Consider the following 16,378-nt stretch of genomic DNA (forward strand, 5'->3'; position numbering starts at 1 on the left):
ACACTTCAGGGATGATAAACAACAACTTTACGGTTCGCGTGCTGACTCACTATGTAGAAGAGCAATCTGAACCGGATAAAAAACGTTATGTGTTTTCCTATACGATCACCATTGAAAACAATGGTGCTCGTCATGCACAGCTTCTTCGCCGTAAATGGCTGGTCACCGATGCCAACGGCAAAAAACTGGTGATCGAAGGTGAAGGGGTTGTGGGTGAGCAGCCCCTTATCGAAGCGGGCGATGAATATACCTACACCAGCGGCACTGTGCTGGAAACACCAGTGGGTGTAATGCAAGGCTTTTACACCATGATCGATGTAGACGAAAAAGAGTTCGACATCGAAGTCTCACCATTCCGTCTCGCACTTCCTAATATTCTCCACTAGGCGAATCTGTGGCTACTTACCTTGTCGGTGACATTCAGGGCTGTTTTGACGATCTTAACGCGCTATTGAAAGAAGCTAGCTTCGATCCATCCAGCGATCACCTATACATAGCTGGAGATCTAGTAGCGCGCGGTCCAGATTCCCTTGCAGTATTGAGGTTTGTTAAATCCCTAGGAGAACATGGTCATACCGTTCTGGGGAATCATGATCTCCACCTTTTAGCGGTATCGGAAGGGATCATGAAACCGAAAGGTAAAGACAAAACCCTGCCGATACTGGAAGCAGACGATCGTGAAGAGTTGCTTGAGTGGCTCCGCCAACAGCCCTTGCTGATCCATGTTGAACAGGCCAATGGTGAGAGTCCGGGATTCGTGATGACCCATGCAGGCATTCCTCCCGTCTGGAATATTAAAACCGCAAAAAAGCACGCGAAAGAAGTAGAAAGTGTCCTTAGAAGTGACCGTTATGCTTGGTTACTTGAGAACATGTACGCTAACGAACCCGCCCTCTGGTCACCGAAATTAGAAGGCATCGAAAAGTATCGCTATACCATCAATGCGATGACTCGGATGCGTTTCTGTAAGCCAGATGGAAGCCTGGATATGGCGTGTAAACTCCCCCCAGAGAAAGTTAAAGATCGAAGTCTCATGCCTTGGTTTCAAATGCCAAACCGTCGCACGATTAACGAAACTCTGGTTTTTGGTCATTGGGCCGCACTGGGTGGAGTACTAACAGATAACCTGCTTGGGTTGGATACTGGGTGTGTATGGGGTGGTTCTCTTACCATGGTGAGATGGGAAGACGGACAAAGGTTTTCGCGCCCCTGCCCGATCCACGCCTAATCGTTAAGGCCGCTCTAGCACAACAAAATCCATGTTATAGCGGTTCTTTTCATCGGACTGATAAGACTCTCGATGGGTTTCTGACCACCCTGCTCCCCAGTCAGGAAAACAGGTATCTCCCTCTATCTCTGCGTCAATAAAAGTCAGACAAAGCTTGTCGGCACGTGGCATGCAAGCCTGGTAAATCGTACCACCACCAATGATCACGACTTCTTCAACGTTGCCAGCCAACGCAATTGCTGCGTCAATACTGATGGTGCTTTCCACCCCTTCAGCGGACCAGTTCTCATCCCGGCTGATCACTATGTTGCGTCGACCTGGAAGCGGACGGCCAATGGACTCGTAGGTCTTCCGACCCATAATCACAGGCTTACCCAGGGTATTTTGTTTAAACCAAGCAAAATCGGCAGGCAGATGCCAAGGCATGGCGTTGTCTTTCCCTATCACACGTCCCTTCGCCATTGCGGCGATCATACTGATCTTCATCTGCTCTTGATCCTTTATTTTCAAACGGCTGCGACATGCTACACCACAGGTTTACGTCGGTAAAACAAAAGCCCCGGCATCGCGAGACCTATTGCCAACGCTGCAATGATGAAGAGGGATTTGATGGCATTGTTCATTAGCGTCGCCCAGAGTGCATCGCTATACCCTAGGCTGTTAATTTCAACCAATGCAATCATGGCTTTGAAGGCAAACACCCCCGGCACCATAGGAATAATGGCAGCGACAGTAAATACCTTGGGATGGGCGAGCAATCGCTGAGACCAGTAAACGCCCACCATGCCAACCAGCATTGCGCCTGCAAGGGTCGCCCATTCGATAGTAACCCCATAATGCATCAATATAAATCGACTACCATGGCCCAAAGCCCCCAGAATAGCGCAGTACTTTAAAGCCCTAGCTGGTACGTTGAAAACAAGACCAAAACCGACAGCTGGAATCGCCGCAAACAGCATGTCGTGAAGCAGTGACAAAAACAAATTCATAACCACCCCCAGATCCCAGTCAGATTCATTGCACCAACAATACCTAGACAGGTGGATAGCGTCAGCAAGCTGGCGAAAACCCATCGGGCAATGCCCATGTTCACATACCCCTTGACCATATCAGAGACGGCATTGATAAGGGGGAAGCCCGGTACCAACATAAGTACAGATGACGCCATAGCCAAATAAGGCTGGTTTCCTACTTGGTGCATAGCACCAATACTGGAAATGACAGTTGTCACGAAAGCGGTGACACCAAAATTCAGTAAAGGATTAAAATGGCGGTGAGCTATCTCTTGCCTAACTAACATACCGATGAAAGAAGCCAGAAAAGTGATGCTAAAGACAGCCCAGTCTCCTCCTGAGAGTCGACTAAAGCTTGCACAGGCAAGGCCTACCATCACTGCGACCAGCCAGCGGTTATAACGGTCTGGAGACAGCTTTGAAAGTCTGGCTTTAACCCCATCACGATCCAGCAGTCCTTTTTCCGTCATAATGAGAATTCGTTGGATCTCAGTGATCACCCGCATGTTTATGCCGCGATCCGGACAGCGTCTAGCCGTGGTGATGCAATGTTGGTGAGTGATCGTGGTAATCACCATCGAGCTTGCTGACAGCGAAAGCTCGACACTGTCCAGACCCAATGCCTCACCAAGCCTACAGCAAATATCGCTGACCAGTTTACTCTCAGCACCGTGCTGCAATAGCATTTGACCGGTATGGCTTACCAGCCTCGATACTTCCCGCTGTGTAGGTTCATCCATCCATACTGCATCTTGCAAAGCTCACCCTCCCTGAAACGTTCTCAACCCAGTTGTTTTACGCCACGTAAACTCAGGTTACTTTGATTTGGACGAAAAAAAACCGCCTTTATCCAGGCGGTTTTTTATGTATTCCGAATTATGGACGGTAGATGATTTCTACGTCGTAATCATCTTCGTTCCAATCATCCCAGTCATCATCGTCCTCGTCATCAGACTTGGACTGCTTCTTGATTTCCTGCTCGTGGTAGTCGTCCCACTTGAATTCAACTTTAGCTTCTTCAGCCACTTCTTCCTGCTCAATTGCCGTTGGCAGCGATTCGATGAATTCCATCAGATCGTAAGTGAGCTGCTGAGTATTGCCTTTATTGATGGCAGAAATCGCGTAGTAAGGTTCATCCCAACCTAATGCATCAAGGATACGCTCGATTTCCGCTTCCGCATCTTCTTCACTCATCAGGTCGATCTTGTTGAACAGGATCCAACGTGGCTTATCAGCCAGCTTCTCGCTGTAGCGTTGAAGCTCTTCAATGATGGTGAATGCATTATCGACAGGATCAGAACCATCAACAGGCATCAGGTCAATCATGTGTAGCAGCACACGACAGCGCTCAAGGTGTTTCAGGAATCGAATACCGAGGCCAGCACCTTCCGCAGCACCTTCAATCAGACCTGGGATATCGGCAACAACAAAGCTCTTGTTGTCAGCAACACGCACCACACCCAGGCTTGGCACCAGAGTGGTAAACGGATAGTCCGCCACTTTTGGCTTCGCTGCTGATACCGCACGGATAAAGGTTGATTTACCCGCATTAGGCAAACCCAACATACCCACGTCAGCCAACAGAAGCAGCTCAAGACGCAAGTGGCGCAGTTCGCCCTTAGTACCCATCGATTTTTGGCGAGGAGCACGGTTTACAGAGGATTTGAAACGGGTATTACCCAAGCCGTGCCAGCCGCCCTTTGCCACCATGATTTTCATACCATGATGAGTCAGGTCTGCAATGACTTCACCGGTGTCTTCATCGACAGCACGGGTTCCCACAGGGACGTTCAATATCAGATCGTCACCACGCTTACCGGTACAGTTACCACCACGGCCATTTTCACCACGGCCAGCAGCGTGAAAACGCTCAAAGCGATAGTCAATCAGGGTGTTCAGGTTTTCATCTGCCAGCAGGTAAACGTCGCCACCATCGCCGCCGTCACCGCCGTCAGGACCACCTTTAGGCACGTATTTTTCACGACGGAAACTGACCGTACCGTTACCGCCATCGCCGGCTTCAACGCGGATTACCGCTTCATCTACAAATTTCATTTTTCTTCTCCATACCCTGCACCACCCACCTTCAGGCAGGTATTACGTGTTCTTGGGTTAACATTGGCGATCGAGCAGCACCCTGTTGGAGCACTTCTGGCCGATGATCCTTATCCATTAAAAAGATCTTAGGATCAAAAACCGGGTTGCGTTCAGTATTGCCACGCTATGTATGCCTACAGATGCATTCGTGACATCTGTGACATCCGCGTGACGCGATTCCCTTCAAGCCGCGAATGATACGCGGCATGCGTAAATTCGCTGCTGAGCCGCCTGAGCTTAGATTGCTGTTGTATAGCTAAATAACTTCACCCAAAGTCACTTAGCTATGCAACAAAAAGCCCCGCCGTAAGGCAGGGCTTCAAAATCAGTATCGAGTGCTATTATTCAGCTTCGATGCTAACGAATTTACGGTTCTTAGGACCTTTAACTTCGAATTTCACTTTGCCGTCAGACAGAGCGAATAGAGTGTGGTCTTTACCGCAACCTACGTTAGTGCCCGCGTGGAATTTAGTACCACGTTGACGAACGATGATGTTACCTGCCAGAACAGATTCACCGCCGAAGCGCTTAACACCAAGACGTTTGCTTTCTGAATCACGGCCGTTACGAGTAGAACCGCCAGCTTTTTTATGTGCCATTTATCTCTTCTCCTAGATTAAGCGCTGATGCCAGTAATTTTGACTTCAGTGAACCACTGACGGTGGCCCATTTGCTTACGAGAATGCTTACGACGACGGAACTTAACGATTTTCACTTTGTCGCCACGACCGTGAGTAACTACTTCAGCAGTTACTTTACCGCCTGCTACGAACGGTGCACCAACGGTGATTTCTTCGCCGTTAGCTACCAGCAGAACAGAATCAAACTCAACAGTTGAGCCAGTTTCAATGTCTAGCTTTTCCAAGCGAATAGTTTGGCCTTCGCTTACACGGTGTTGTTTACCACCACTTTGGAAAACTGCGTACATGGTTTTCTCCGCATTTCCGCACAGCCTTCTGCGTTTAAAAATTGTGCAGTGAGGGGTGCGCATTTAATTCATCAATAGGGCGCGAATTCTACGGTAAGATTCGCCTTCTGGCAAGGGGGTAGTGAAAGAAAATTGGTGAAAACCTGTTCACTGTATTTAACCGTCTATTTTGCCAACATTGATACTGTGTCGAGTAAGGAATTTTAGTGTACTATCATCGCAAAAACGAGAGCAGCAAACTGCAATCTTCCCTTGGACCGGACGCATCAATGGATTTTAACACCATCCAAGCACTGACTGCCGATGACATGGCAAAAGTGGACAAAAAAATACTTGCGCAACTGAATTCTGACGTCGCCTTAATTAATCAATTAGGCTTTTATATCGTCAGTGGCGGAGGCAAACGCCTGCGCCCAATGCTTGCTGTTTTGTCAGCCCGCGCGCTGAATTATCACGGTGAAGGACATATCACCGCTGCTGCCTTTATCGAATTTATCCATACCGCTACCCTACTGCACGACGATGTCGTCGATGAATCTGACCTGCGCCGTGGCAAAGCAACAGCCAATGCTATGTTTGGCAATGCAGCCAGCGTGCTGGTTGGCGACTACATCTATACGCGCTCTTTCCAGATGATGACTGAGCTTCGATCTTTGAGGATCCTCGATCTGATGAGTGAAGCTACCAATGTGATCGCAGAAGGCGAGGTTTTGCAGTTGATGAACTGTAATGACCCCGACACTACTGAAGAAAGTTACATGCAGGTGATCTACTCAAAAACTGCACGTCTTTTTGAAGCTGCGACCCAGATCGGTGCGATCCTGTCAGATTCATCTGAAGATATTGAAAAAGCGATGCAGGATTACGGCCGCTACCTTGGGACTGCTTTCCAGCTCATCGATGACGTGATGGATTACACCTCACAAGGCGATGAGATGGGTAAAAATACCGGTGACGACCTGGCTGAAGGTAAACCGACTTTGCCGTTACTTCACGCCATGGCGAATGGTAATCCAGAGCAGTCAGCCATGATCCGCGAAGCGATCGAACAAGGCAATGGCCTGGACAAGCTCGATCCTATCCTCGCTTGCATGGAACAATGTGGCTCACTCGAATACACGCGACAACGTGCAGAGGAAGAAGCAGAAAAAGCCATAGAAGCCCTAGCATCGGTTCCCGAGTCGGAATATAAAGAGGCACTCAAAGCGCTGGCACACATTGCTGTGCACCGTAAAAAATAATCTTGTTTAACGCACCCTAGGGTGCGCTTTCTTTTTTGATGCGATTTTAAGGAAGAAATGTTGACGCACTTCCCCATGAAAGCCGCTGCCATTGTATTAGGCAGTGCCATACTTTTCGGCTGTGCCGGAGGCAACCGTATTCCCGCGACTTCATTCACCTCGTACGAAGATTTTAAAGCTGGCCCTGAAGGCGGCGTTGATTTGGTATGGGCGCGGGTAGGACTGCGTGATGAAGCCAGATTAAAACGCAAGCTTGCACAATATGACTCCGTCGTTTTGGACAGAATTTACGTCTTAACCTCAGAAGACAATGAGCTGGATGACGAAGATATTCATGAATTAACTGAGTATCTGGCGCAATCACTCAAAGAGAAAATTGCTCCGCACAAGCGCATTGTAGATAAGCCAGAAGACGATACGCTTCGACTCAGTATTGCTATCAGTAATGTTGAAACCCCAAATCCAGTTTTGGCAATAACCAGTAGCCTGCTGCCTGTCGGATTAGGTATTTCGACCATCTCAAAGATCACCACCGGTGAACACACCAATGTTGGTAGTGCCACTATCGAGTTGTTGGTCAGTGATGCCAGCGATGACAAACCGCTCTTTGCTGTTATAGATCGTGAAGTCGGGAATAAAGACCTGTCTACCATGATCGATTCACTGGACGATGCCAAAGATGCGATTAACTTTTGGGTCGAGCGCTTAGGTAAAACACTCGACAGCAAAGTCATTCGCGAATAGCCGGATAATTGCAGACATAAAAAAAGCGGCTGCCAAGCCGCTTTTTTTCTTTTCAGGGAAAAGTTACTTAACGAACTCTTCGCCCAGTTGGATATCTTTACGCAGTGTATCCAGCATGCTGTCCAGTGCGTTTTGCTCGAACGCACTCAGTGGGCCGTGATCCAGGATCTCTTCCACACCGTTTTTGCCCAGACGTACCGGTTGAGCGAAGAAGCGCGCGTATTTGCCGTCACCTTCCACATAAGCACACTCAACAACGTCTTGCTCGCCTTGAGCTGCGCGAACCAGCGCCAGACCAAAGCGACATGCTGCTTGACCCATAGACAGAGTTGCAGAACCGCCACCCGCTTTTGCTTCAACCACTTCAGTACCTGCGTTTTGGATACGAGGTGTCAGAGCAGCCACTTCTTCTTCAGTGAACTCAACACCTTCAACCTGAGACAGCAGCGGCAGAATAGTCACGCCAGAGTGACCACCGATAACTGGTACGCGAACATCGCTTGGATCTTTGCCTTTCAGCTCTGCTACGAAGGTTTCAGAGCGGATGATATCCAGTGTTGTTACACCGAAAAGACGGTTCTTGTCGTAAACACCTTTTGCTTTCAGCACTTCTGCCGCAATTGCAACGGTGGTGTTTACTGGGTTAGTGATGATACCGATCAGTGCTTTCGGGCACACATCAGCAATTCTTTCACTCAGAGAACGAACGATACCCGCGTTCACGTTGAACAGATCAGAACGATCCATACCTGGTTTACGCGCTACACCAGCTGAGATCAGAACAACATCAGCACCTTCCAGTGCAGGTGTTGGATCTTCACCGCTGTAACCTTTGATCGATACTGGGGTCGGGATGTGGCTAAGATCCACCGCAACACCTGGAGTTACAGGGGCGATGTCATACAGAGCCAGATCAGAACCCGCAGGCAGACGGTTTTTCAAAAGCAGGGCTAAAGCTTGACCAATGCCACCAGCGGCGCCAATCACAGCAACTTTCATCTCGTTCTCCTTATTTACGATTTTATTATTTCAGACCTTGGATACGAGGTAAGTCAGCATAAGGTGGTTTACTTAAATTCACTGACAACCCCGTATGCATAACGGACCTTTCCGCATGATACGTTCCCGTGGCCGATAACCACAAGCATATCAACCTGAGGATAAGCCGCGCTTCTCATTTTTCTCTTCAAAGCCATCAAGGCCTGTTGAAAGGTGATAGGTGCGTCACTTTACCGCTGATTTTATTGCTCGCGACTGAATCACTATGCAAGAATGCGCCATCCTGACACGGGGAAGAAAGAAGAAATATGCGCAATTCAGATAAACAAGATCAATTGGTGAAGGCTTTTAAAGCCATCCTGAAAGAAGAAAAATTCAGCTCCCAGGGCGAAATCGTGGATGCTCTGAAAGCGCAAGGCTTTGAGAACATTAACCAGTCTAAAGTCTCTCGCATGCTGACCAAGTTTGGCGCTGTACGTACTCGCAACGCAAAAATGGAAATGGTGTACTGCCTTCCTGTTGAACTTGGCGTACCAACCACCAGCAGCCCGCTGAAAGAATTGGTGATGGATATCGACTACAACGATGCTCTCGTTGTTATCCATACAGGTCCGGGGGCGGCACAACTTATTGCCCGCTTACTGGACTCTCTGGGTAAAGCCGAAGGTATTCTGGGCGTGGTAGCCGGTGACGACACCATCTTTATCACCCCAACGCGCTCTACCACCACTGCGCGCCTGTTTGAAGCCGTTTGCGGACTTTTCGATTATTCCCGCTAATTCAAACTGAGAAACCTTCCAAATAGGCAGGATGATTTTCCAATCACCCTGCCTATTTCTTTATCCAACCATTCACATCCCGAGACACTATTTCATCTCAATATTGAGACTTTCCCACTTTTATCTTCCCTCACACCTCAATTCGATGCGAAAGACCATGACAAAATATTTCGCTAGTTTTAAATTTTGGAAACGGATTTGTTATCATCCATAACCAAAGAATCCTAAATACACAAAATAAACTGAGTCTTACACAAGACCGTGCAAAGCAGTACTCGTCATTAGGTGAAGACAATAAAGGCGTATAAAACACGCTGTGGAGATAGCCCGCTTTGTTGCGGGTTATCCGCATCTGATGTCAGGTTTTTTTACACTTTTACTTGCCGATTAAAGGACAATGGCATGACGAAGACGACCGAGACACCGCAAGAAGCGCAGGACATTGTCGCTCAAGCGGACACCGGAGCCCGCGCTCCGTCAGGTTTACCGGGAAAGATCCTCTGGTTTGTTCCCTTGTGCTGGTCAATTTTCCAGCTCTGGTATGCCTCACCATTTACTGTCGCGCTCAATGATACCGAGGCACGATCGATTCACTTGGCGTTTGCTATCTTTCTGGCATTCACCGCTTATCCCGCTCTGAAAAGCTCTCCTCGAGACCGTATTCCTGTCCAGGATTGGATTTTTGCGGCCGCAGGTAGCTTCTCAGCCGGGTATCTCTTCCTTTTCTACACCGAGCTTGCCTCCCGCGCTGGTGCTCCAACAAGCTTTGATATCGTTGTTGCAGTCACAGGTATGATTTTGCTGCTGGAAGCAACACGACGCGCTCTTGGCCCTCCGCTAATGGTCGTCGCACTGGTATTTCTACTCTACACCTTCGCAGGTCCTCATATGCCCGATGTTATCGCGCATAAAGGAGCAAGCCTGAACAAAGCCATGTCCCACATGTGGCTGACTACCGAAGGTGTATTTGGTGTCGCACTGGGTGTATCAACGTCTTTTGTCTTCCTGTTTGTACTCTTCGGTGCCTTGCTTGATCGTGCAGGTGCAGGTGGCTACTTCATCAAAGTGGCCTTTTCTATGCTCGGTCATATGCGTGGCGGTCCGGCAAAAGCAGCCGTTGTCGCTTCTGGTCTGTCAGGCCTGATTTCCGGTTCATCCATCGCGAACGTGGTAACGACTGGTGTATTCACCATTCCACTGATGAAACGTGTTGGTTTCCCAGGAACAAAAGCGGGTGCAGTAGAGGTTGCTGCATCAACCAATGGTCAGCTGACGCCACCTATCATGGGTGCGGCAGCCTTCCTGATGGTGGAGTACGTCGGTATTCCTTACATTGAAGTGATTAAAGCGGCGATTTTGCCTGCCATCATTTCTTACATCGCACTTATCTACATCGTTCACCTTGAAGCTTGTAAGGCAGGCATGACAGGCCTTCCACGTCGCCACCAATCGACGCTGGTACAGTCTCTGCTGAGCTTCCTGACCATCGTGATTGGTATCTGTGTGCTGAGCTTTGCCGTTTACTACGGTATTGGCTGGACCAAAGACGTGTTCGGTGCTGCGGCGAGCCCAATCATTGCAGTGGCAATTTTCATTGCCTATATCGCACTGGTTCGATACTCAGCGCAATACAAGAAAGAGGCGGTAGAAGACCCAGCAGATACCGACCTTTCTGAGCTACCCGATCCGGGTCCAACTGCACGTTCAGGTCTCTACTACCTGCTGCCAATCGTGGTGCTGGTATGGTGTCTGATGGTTGAACGCTTCTCACCAGGTTTGTCTGCATTCTGGGCGACCCTGTTCATGATGTTCATCGTGGTCACCCAACGCCCACTGTTTGCTTTCTTCCATGGCGAGTCTAACTTCGGTGAAGAAATCAAAAACGGTTTCGTCGACTTGGCGGAAGGCTTTGTTGCCGGTGCACGTAACATGATTGGTATCGGTGTAGCGACTGCTGCAGCGGGCATTGTGGTAGGTGTGGTCACACTGACCGGTATCGGTCTTGTGATGACGGACTTCGTTGAGTTCATCTCCGGCGGTAACATCATGTTGATGCTGCTGTTCACCGCAATCATCAGCCTGATCTTGGGTATGGGTCTGCCAACCACAGCAAACTACATCGTGGTATCTACCCTGATGGCGCCAGTTATCGTAACACTGGGTGCGCAGGAAGGACTCATCATCCCGCTGATCGCCGTTCACTTGTTTGTGTTCTACTTCGGCATTCTGGCAGATGACACCCCACCAGTTGGTCTGGCGGCATTTGCGGCAGCGGCGATTGCAAAATCTGACCCAATCAAAACTGGTATTCAGGGTTTCACTTACGATATCCGTACTGCGATCCTGCCGTTTATGTTCATCTTCAACACCCAACTGCTGTTGATGGATATTGAAGGGCCAGTACACCTCATGCTGACCATAGGCTCAGCGGTTATAGCAATGCTCGCATTTTCAGCTGCCACTCAAGGTTGGTGGTTCACCAAGAACAAATGGTGGGAAACGCTGCTCCTGCTGTTGATCACTTTCTCACTGTTCCGTCCTGGCTACTGGTGGGATCAAATTCATCCGGCAACTAACGATTACCCAGGCTCGTCTATCATTGAAGTCGCAGAAAAACTGCCTGATGGTCAAACGCTTAACTTACAGGTCCGCGGTGAAACCATCGACGGTGATATCGTGACCAAACACGTTCACCTACCTGTTGACTATGCACAGGCTGAAGGTCTGGCGCGTGTGATGTCTACCGGTTTGGAACTACGTGATGAGGAAGGGGCTAAGCTGGTCGATATGGTTCAGTGGGGCAGCCCTGCATCGGACGCGGGTATCGACTTCGACTGGGAGATTGTTCAGGTGAGTACACCGGCAGATCGACCAGCCAAAGAGTGGGTATTTGTTCCTACCCTGCTTCTGCTTGCTGCTATGGCTTGGAACCAACGCCGTCGCATCAAAGTTGCAGAACAACAAACAGCGTAATCGGTCCGGGGCATCACGCCCCGGTTACTACCACACAAGAGAGTAGACGACATGTATAAACACATTCTGGTCCCTGTTGATTTGAATGATGAAAGCTTCGCTGATAAAGCCGTTGAACATGCTGTTTGGCTTGCAGGACAAACCGGCGCCACGCTGCACCTGTTGACCGCTCTGCCAGGCATTCACAACTCCATGGTGCAGTCTTACTTCCCGGAAGATGCTGCCCGTCAAATGAAGCAGGACGTTCGTAACAACCTGAAAGCCTTTGCTGAACGCATCGTTCCAGAAGGCGTGGCGTACGATTTGTCAGTGGCAGAAGGCAAGCCTTACAAAGCCATCGTCAAAACCGCTGACAGCCTGGGCTGTGATTTGATTGTGATGCCTAGCCACAAGCGCTCTAAAGCTAACAAACTGATCATCGGTTCTGTGGCTTCAAAGGTGCTGGAGCAGTCAAAAATCAACGTGTTGATCATGAAGCCACAAGGCTAATCGGCATCAAGCGTTATTAGAAAGGGCAGTGATTTCACTGCCCTTTTCTTTTCCCAATTTTTGTTCCACAAGGCAGTAACTTATCGACGACACTTAAAGTCTTACCTGATGAGATTGAAACCAAGGACTGGAGAACATAATGAAGCCAATGACACACACTCTGCGTACGCTCTCTTTGCCAGTGCTGCTGTTGATGCCAACACTCGCCGTTGCTGAGGTGATCGAAATTGCCACCTTCAAACTGAAGGAAGGGGTAAGTTACGAAACCTTCGCACCGCTTGATAAAGCAGTGGAAGTTGAACACGTCACCAAACAACCCGGTTTTATTAGCCGTGAATCCGCAAAAGGCCAAAATGGTGAATGGTTGGTGGTTGTGCACTGGGAAACAGAAGCCGACGCTGAGGCATCAATGAATAGCTTCATGCAAGCACCTGCAGCAGGACCCTTTGTCGAAAAAATCGATACCAGCACCATGAGCATGAAGCACTACAGCAAGTAAGTGATTGCCATAAACACAAAAGCCATCTTTACAGATGGCTTTTCTCGTATCTTATTCGCTCATTTATCTCGCTGATCGTAGCCCCACCTTGGTACAAGGACTTGTTCGATACCGAGATGATCGAGGATACGCGCCACCATAAAGTCCACCAGATCGTCGATAGATTTGGGTTGATGATAAAAGCCTGGTGCAGCCGGCATGATGGTCACGCCCATCTGCGATAGCTTCAGCATGTTCTCTAAATGCAATGTAGAAAACGGGGTTTCGCGCACTACCAACAGCAATTGGCCACACTCTTTCAGCACCACATCTGCAGCACGTTCTGCCAAATTATCCGACATCCCATGGGCAATCGCCGCCAGCGAGCCAGCAGAGCACGGGCACACTACCATTTTTTTGGGCGCTGCGGAGCCAGATGCGACTGGCGAGAACCAATCTTCTTTACCACACACCACCAATTTATCAGTCGGTGCATTGAGGTGCTTCACCAAGGCTTCTTTTGCCGCTTCGGGACCTGATGGCAGTTTCAAACCGTGTTCAGTAGCCAGCACTACGCGTGCTGCGGATGACACCAAAAGATAAACTTCGTAGTCTGCCGCCAACAAGCACTCTAGCAGGCGAAGTCCATAAGGCGCGCCTGATGCACCGCTCCATGCCAGTGTGATGCGTTTGTCGCTCATTGAAGTTGCCATGTTTCCCTTATCGTTGTTCTAACGCAGCTTTCAGTTTGTCGTGAATGCCGCCAAAACCGCCGTTACTCATCACAAGTATAACGTCGCCTGCATTGGCCTCGCTGACGATGCCTGAAACCAATGCATCAATCTCGTCAAAGGTTTGCGCTGGTGCTTTGCATGCATCCGCCACGTCTTTAACAGACCATTTGATGTGTTCCGGTTGGAACAACAATACCTTATCAGCGGCATCCAATGACGGGGCAATCTCATCTTTATGTACGCCAAGCTTCATCGTGTTGGATCTCGGCTCCAGCACAGCAAGGATTCGGCGTTCACCCACTTTGGCACGAAGTCCTTCCAAGGTGGTTTTAATTGCCGTTGGGTGGTGGGCGAAATCGTCGTATACCGTGACACCATTGAAATCGCCTTTGTGCTCGAGACGGCGTTTGGTGTTGATGAAACTGCCTAACGCCTCACAAGCCAGATCTGGGGTGACACCGACGTGACGGGCAGCGGCGACGGTCATCAGTGCATTGCTGACATTGTGATCACCAATCAAATCCCACTTCACGCTGCCAACCAACTCGCCCTCAAACCAAACATCAAATTCACTGCCGTCAGCTACGCGCTTTTCTACCTTCCAGATACCGTCTTCGCCAGCAAACTCCAACTCGCTCCAGCAGCCCATCTCCAAGGTTGATTTGATGTTCTCGTCATTCGAAGGTGCAATGATACGGCCTATACCCGGTACAGTGCGCACCAAATGATGGAATTGACGTTTGATCGCATGCAGATCGTCGAAGATGTCCGCATGATCGAACTCAAGATTGTTCATGATCAGTGTCCGCGGATGGTAATGAACGAACTTAGAACGCTTGTCAAAAAAAGCACTGTCGTATTCATCGGCTTCGACCACAAAGAACATGGTTTCACCGAGGCGCGCAGACACGCCGAAGTTCCCAGGTACTCCACCTATCAGAAAGCCTGGCTGGTAGCCACAATCTTCCAGTACCCACGCCAGCATGCTTGCTGTCGTGGTTTTGCCGTGCGTGCCCGCCACCGCCAGCACCCAACGATCTTTCAGCAGAAAATCCAACAGCCACTGTGGGCCAGATGTGTAGTTGAGGTTGTGATTCAGCACATATTCCACACACGGATTGCCGCGGCTCATGGCATTACCCACCACCACCAGATCCGGCGCAGGATCAAGCTGAGAAGGGTCATAACCCTGAATAATCTCAATACCCTGAGATTCCAACAGTGTGCTCATTGGCGGGTAAACATTGGCGTCACAACCTGTCACTTTATGACCCAGTTGTCTCGCAAGAATGGCTGCGCCGCCCATAAAGGTGCCGCAAATCCCCAAAATGTGTATATGCATAAGGTTCCGTCAGCTTAAAACTGTCGTTCTGTATCTCCAAGGATCACAGATCCCGACATGTCCAAATTACTTCGATACGAATAAAAAGTTCTACACTATAAAATGTGTAACAAGTTGATTTTTTGTCCGGTTGTGACGTCACGTTTTTGGCAAAAATTTTTGCCTGTCACCCAAGCGGCGCGCTGGACGCTCGAAATTAACCAGGAAAGCAAAGGCCTTTTTGCACTTCGCTCGCAACTTTGTTTTCCAGCATCTTACCCAAGAATCTAATAACAGACATCAAAAGGATCTGGAATGTCCGATATGCGTACACTTGGCGAGTTCATTGTTGAAAAACAACATGAATACCCTAGCGCCAGTGGAGAACTCAGCTCATTACTCTCCTCTATCCGACTGGCCGCCAAAATCGTTAACCGTGAAATCAACAAAGCTGGGCTCGCTGATATCACTGGCGCATTTGGTGGTGAGAACGTCCAAGGCGAAGAACAACAAAAATTGGACGTCTACGCGAACGAAAAATTCAAAGCCGCGATGGCTGCACGCGATCAAGTGTGTGGAGTGGCGAGTGAAGAAGAGGATGACGCGGTCATCTTCGATACCGAACTCGGTCGTAACGCCAAATATGTCATCCTGATGGACCCACTCGATGGCTCCTCCAACATCGATGTGAACGTATCGGTAGGCACCATCTTCTCCATTTACCGCCGCGTTTCTCCCATTGGGCAGCCAGCTACGATGGAAGATTTTCTCCAGCCAGGTAATCAACAGGTTGCTGCCGGCTATATCATCTATGGCTCTTCAACCATGCTGGTTTACACCACTGGTAACGGCGTACACGGTTTCACCTATGACCCATCCATTGGTGCGTTTTGCTTGTCCCACGAGAACATGACGATCCCGGAAGATGGAAAAATCTACTCCATCAATGAAGGGAACTACATCCGTTTCCCGCTCGGAGTGAAAAAGTACATCAAATACTGTCAGGAAAATGAACCTGCAGATGGCCGTCCATACACTTCGCGCTACATCGGCTCACTGGTGTCAGACTTTCACCGCAATATGCTGAAAGGCGGCCTATACCTGTATCCAAGCACAGCGGCTTACCCAAGCGGCAAACTACGTCTGCTTTATGAGTGCAACCCTATGGCCTTCATTATTGAGCAAGCGGGCGGTAAGGCGTCAGACGGTGCGCAGCGTATTATGGATATCAAACCTACCGAGCTACACCAACGTGTGCCGTTTTTTGTCGGCTCAACCCACATGGTTGAGAAAGTCGAAGAGTTCCTCGAGAACTTCCCAGACGAAGAGTAAGCCTCTAAAAAGAAAGCCCGGT

General features: G+C 49.3%; 18 protein-coding genes. 9 read left to right on the plus strand and 9 right to left on the minus strand.

What is annotated here, in order from left to right; all coding sequences use genetic code 11:
* Positions 1–11 precede the first annotated feature (11 nt).
* Positions 12–386, plus strand: a complete 375-nt coding sequence (gene apaG, locus GCE9029_RS20695) for a Co2+/Mg2+ efflux facilitator ApaG/CorD (RefSeq protein WP_062666529.1) — start codon at positions 12–14, stop codon at positions 384–386.
* A gap of 8 nt (positions 387–394) precedes the next feature.
* Positions 395–1,228 carry a symmetrical bis(5'-nucleosyl)-tetraphosphatase gene (locus tag GCE9029_RS20700; protein WP_062666531.1) on the plus strand — a complete coding sequence of 278 codons (834 nt, stop codon included), beginning with the start codon at positions 395–397 and terminating at the stop codon, positions 1,226–1,228.
* A gap of 3 nt (positions 1,229–1,231) precedes the next feature.
* Here the strand turns inward: GCE9029_RS20700 and folA are convergent, their stop codons facing one another.
* The 6 genes from folA to rplU form a co-directional block, all read right to left on the minus strand.
* The gene (gene folA, locus GCE9029_RS20705; RefSeq protein WP_062666533.1) at positions 1,232–1,714 is read right to left on the minus strand and encodes a type 3 dihydrofolate reductase; all 483 of its coding nucleotides are present in this window, start codon (positions 1,712–1,714) and stop codon (positions 1,232–1,234) included.
* 38 nt (positions 1,715–1,752) lie between these two features.
* Positions 1,753–2,217: a threonine/serine exporter family protein gene (locus GCE9029_RS20710; RefSeq protein WP_062666535.1), complete on the minus strand. Its 465-nt coding sequence runs from the start codon at positions 2,215–2,217 to the stop codon at positions 1,753–1,755.
* Positions 2,214–2,981, minus strand: coding sequence for a threonine/serine exporter family protein (locus GCE9029_RS20715; RefSeq protein ID WP_062666724.1), 768 nt, complete (start codon positions 2,979–2,981; stop codon positions 2,214–2,216). Before GCE9029_RS20715 ends, GCE9029_RS20710 begins: the two co-directional genes overlap by 4 nt.
* A 136-nt stretch (positions 2,982–3,117) precedes the next feature.
* Positions 3,118–4,296, minus strand: a complete 1,179-nt coding sequence (gene cgtA, locus GCE9029_RS20720) for an Obg family GTPase CgtA (protein ID WP_062666538.1) — start codon at positions 4,294–4,296, stop codon at positions 3,118–3,120.
* A gap of 383 nt (positions 4,297–4,679) precedes the next feature.
* A complete protein-coding gene (gene rpmA / locus GCE9029_RS20725) occupies positions 4,680–4,937 on the minus strand; it encodes a 50S ribosomal protein L27 (RefSeq protein ID WP_002536479.1) in 258 nt (85 codons plus the stop codon).
* 17 nt (positions 4,938–4,954) lie between these two features.
* Positions 4,955–5,266, minus strand: a complete 312-nt coding sequence (rplU, locus tag GCE9029_RS20730) for a 50S ribosomal protein L21 (protein ID WP_002536481.1) — start codon at positions 5,264–5,266, stop codon at positions 4,955–4,957.
* A 269-nt stretch (positions 5,267–5,535) separates the two neighbouring features.
* Here rplU and ispB point away from each other — a divergent pair, with 269 nt between their 5' ends.
* Both ispB and GCE9029_RS20740 read left to right on the plus strand, forming a co-directional pair.
* Positions 5,536–6,507, plus strand: coding sequence for an octaprenyl diphosphate synthase (gene ispB, locus GCE9029_RS20735; protein WP_062666726.1), 972 nt, complete (start codon positions 5,536–5,538; stop codon positions 6,505–6,507).
* Positions 6,508–6,564: 57 nt separating this feature from the next.
* Complete coding sequence (locus GCE9029_RS20740) at positions 6,565–7,251, plus strand: DUF3313 domain-containing protein (protein ID WP_231870173.1); 687 nt, start codon at positions 6,565–6,567, stop codon at positions 7,249–7,251.
* 63 nt (positions 7,252–7,314) lie between these two features.
* Here the strand turns inward: GCE9029_RS20740 and mdh are convergent, their stop codons facing one another.
* On the minus strand, positions 7,315–8,250 hold the full coding sequence (mdh, locus tag GCE9029_RS20745) for a malate dehydrogenase (protein WP_062666541.1): 936 nt from the start codon (positions 8,248–8,250) through the stop codon (positions 7,315–7,317).
* A gap of 308 nt (positions 8,251–8,558) precedes the next feature.
* On the opposite strand from mdh, the gene argR reads away from it, so the two are divergent.
* From argR to GCE9029_RS20765, 4 genes are all read left to right on the plus strand, one after another.
* Positions 8,559–9,029, plus strand: a complete 471-nt coding sequence (gene argR, locus GCE9029_RS20750; protein WP_046303052.1) for a transcriptional regulator ArgR — start codon at positions 8,559–8,561, stop codon at positions 9,027–9,029.
* Between the two features lie 402 nt (positions 9,030–9,431).
* Positions 9,432–12,002: a TRAP transporter permease gene (locus tag GCE9029_RS20755; protein WP_062666543.1), complete on the plus strand. Its 2,571-nt coding sequence runs from the start codon at positions 9,432–9,434 to the stop codon at positions 12,000–12,002.
* 51 nt (positions 12,003–12,053) lie between these two features.
* Complete coding sequence (locus tag GCE9029_RS20760; protein WP_062666545.1) at positions 12,054–12,491, plus strand: universal stress protein; 438 nt, start codon at positions 12,054–12,056, stop codon at positions 12,489–12,491.
* A 139-nt stretch (positions 12,492–12,630) separates the two neighbouring features.
* Complete coding sequence (locus GCE9029_RS20765) at positions 12,631–12,990, plus strand: antibiotic biosynthesis monooxygenase family protein (protein WP_062666547.1); 360 nt, start codon at positions 12,631–12,633, stop codon at positions 12,988–12,990.
* A 59-nt stretch (positions 12,991–13,049) separates the two neighbouring features.
* On the opposite strand, the gene GCE9029_RS20770 is transcribed toward GCE9029_RS20765, so the two are convergent.
* Together GCE9029_RS20770 and mpl are read right to left on the minus strand one after the other, a co-directional pair.
* Entirely contained in the window at positions 13,050–13,682 is a 633-nt protein-coding gene (locus GCE9029_RS20770; protein ID WP_062666549.1) for a flavin prenyltransferase UbiX, read from the minus strand.
* Between the two features lie 7 nt (positions 13,683–13,689).
* Positions 13,690–15,045, minus strand: coding sequence for a UDP-N-acetylmuramate:L-alanyl-gamma-D-glutamyl-meso-diaminopimelate ligase (gene mpl, locus GCE9029_RS20775; RefSeq protein WP_082804406.1), 1,356 nt, complete (start codon positions 15,043–15,045; stop codon positions 13,690–13,692).
* A gap of 294 nt (positions 15,046–15,339) precedes the next feature.
* Here mpl and fbp point away from each other — a divergent pair, with 294 nt between their 5' ends.
* Positions 15,340–16,356, plus strand: coding sequence for a class 1 fructose-bisphosphatase (gene fbp, locus GCE9029_RS20780; RefSeq protein WP_062666551.1), 1,017 nt, complete (start codon positions 15,340–15,342; stop codon positions 16,354–16,356).
* Positions 16,357–16,378 lie beyond the last annotated feature (22 nt).

It is taken from the genome of Grimontia celer (genome assembly GCF_900055185.1).
GTDB classification, from domain to species: domain Bacteria; phylum Pseudomonadota; class Gammaproteobacteria; order Enterobacterales; family Vibrionaceae; genus Enterovibrio; species Enterovibrio celer.

Excerpts from the sequence above, each read along its gene's own strand:
- apaG (WP_062666529.1), top strand. The coding sequence starts at position 12 with ATGATAAACAACAACTTTACGGTTCGCGTGCTGACTCACTATGTAGAA.
- folA (WP_062666533.1), bottom strand. The coding sequence starts at position 1,714 with ATGAAGATCAGTATGATCGCCGCAATGGCGAAGGGACGTGTGATAGGG.
- GCE9029_RS20710 (WP_062666535.1), bottom strand. The coding sequence starts at position 2,217 with ATGAATTTGTTTTTGTCACTGCTTCACGACATGCTGTTTGCGGCGATT.
- GCE9029_RS20715 (WP_062666724.1), bottom strand. The coding sequence starts at position 2,981 with ATGGATGAACCTACACAGCGGGAAGTATCGAGGCTGGTAAGCCATACC.
- cgtA (WP_062666538.1), bottom strand. The coding sequence starts at position 4,296 with ATGAAATTTGTAGATGAAGCGGTAATCCGCGTTGAAGCCGGCGATGGC.
- rpmA (WP_002536479.1), bottom strand. The coding sequence starts at position 4,937 with ATGGCACATAAAAAAGCTGGCGGTTCTACTCGTAACGGCCGTGATTCA.
- rplU (WP_002536481.1), bottom strand. The coding sequence starts at position 5,266 with ATGTACGCAGTTTTCCAAAGTGGTGGTAAACAACACCGTGTAAGCGAA.
- ispB (WP_062666726.1), top strand. The coding sequence starts at position 5,536 with ATGGATTTTAACACCATCCAAGCACTGACTGCCGATGACATGGCAAAA.
- GCE9029_RS20740 (WP_231870173.1), top strand. The coding sequence starts at position 6,565 with ATGTTGACGCACTTCCCCATGAAAGCCGCTGCCATTGTATTAGGCAGT.
- mdh (WP_062666541.1), bottom strand. The coding sequence starts at position 8,250 with ATGAAAGTTGCTGTGATTGGCGCCGCTGGTGGCATTGGTCAAGCTTTA.
- argR (WP_046303052.1), top strand. The coding sequence starts at position 8,559 with ATGCGCAATTCAGATAAACAAGATCAATTGGTGAAGGCTTTTAAAGCC.
- GCE9029_RS20755 (WP_062666543.1), top strand. The coding sequence starts at position 9,432 with ATGACGAAGACGACCGAGACACCGCAAGAAGCGCAGGACATTGTCGCT.
- GCE9029_RS20760 (WP_062666545.1), top strand. The coding sequence starts at position 12,054 with ATGTATAAACACATTCTGGTCCCTGTTGATTTGAATGATGAAAGCTTC.
- GCE9029_RS20765 (WP_062666547.1), top strand. The coding sequence starts at position 12,631 with ATGAAGCCAATGACACACACTCTGCGTACGCTCTCTTTGCCAGTGCTG.
- GCE9029_RS20770 (WP_062666549.1), bottom strand. The coding sequence starts at position 13,682 with ATGGCAACTTCAATGAGCGACAAACGCATCACACTGGCATGGAGCGGT.
- mpl (WP_082804406.1), bottom strand. The coding sequence starts at position 15,045 with ATGCATATACACATTTTGGGGATTTGCGGCACCTTTATGGGCGGCGCA.
- fbp (WP_062666551.1), top strand. The coding sequence starts at position 15,340 with ATGTCCGATATGCGTACACTTGGCGAGTTCATTGTTGAAAAACAACAT.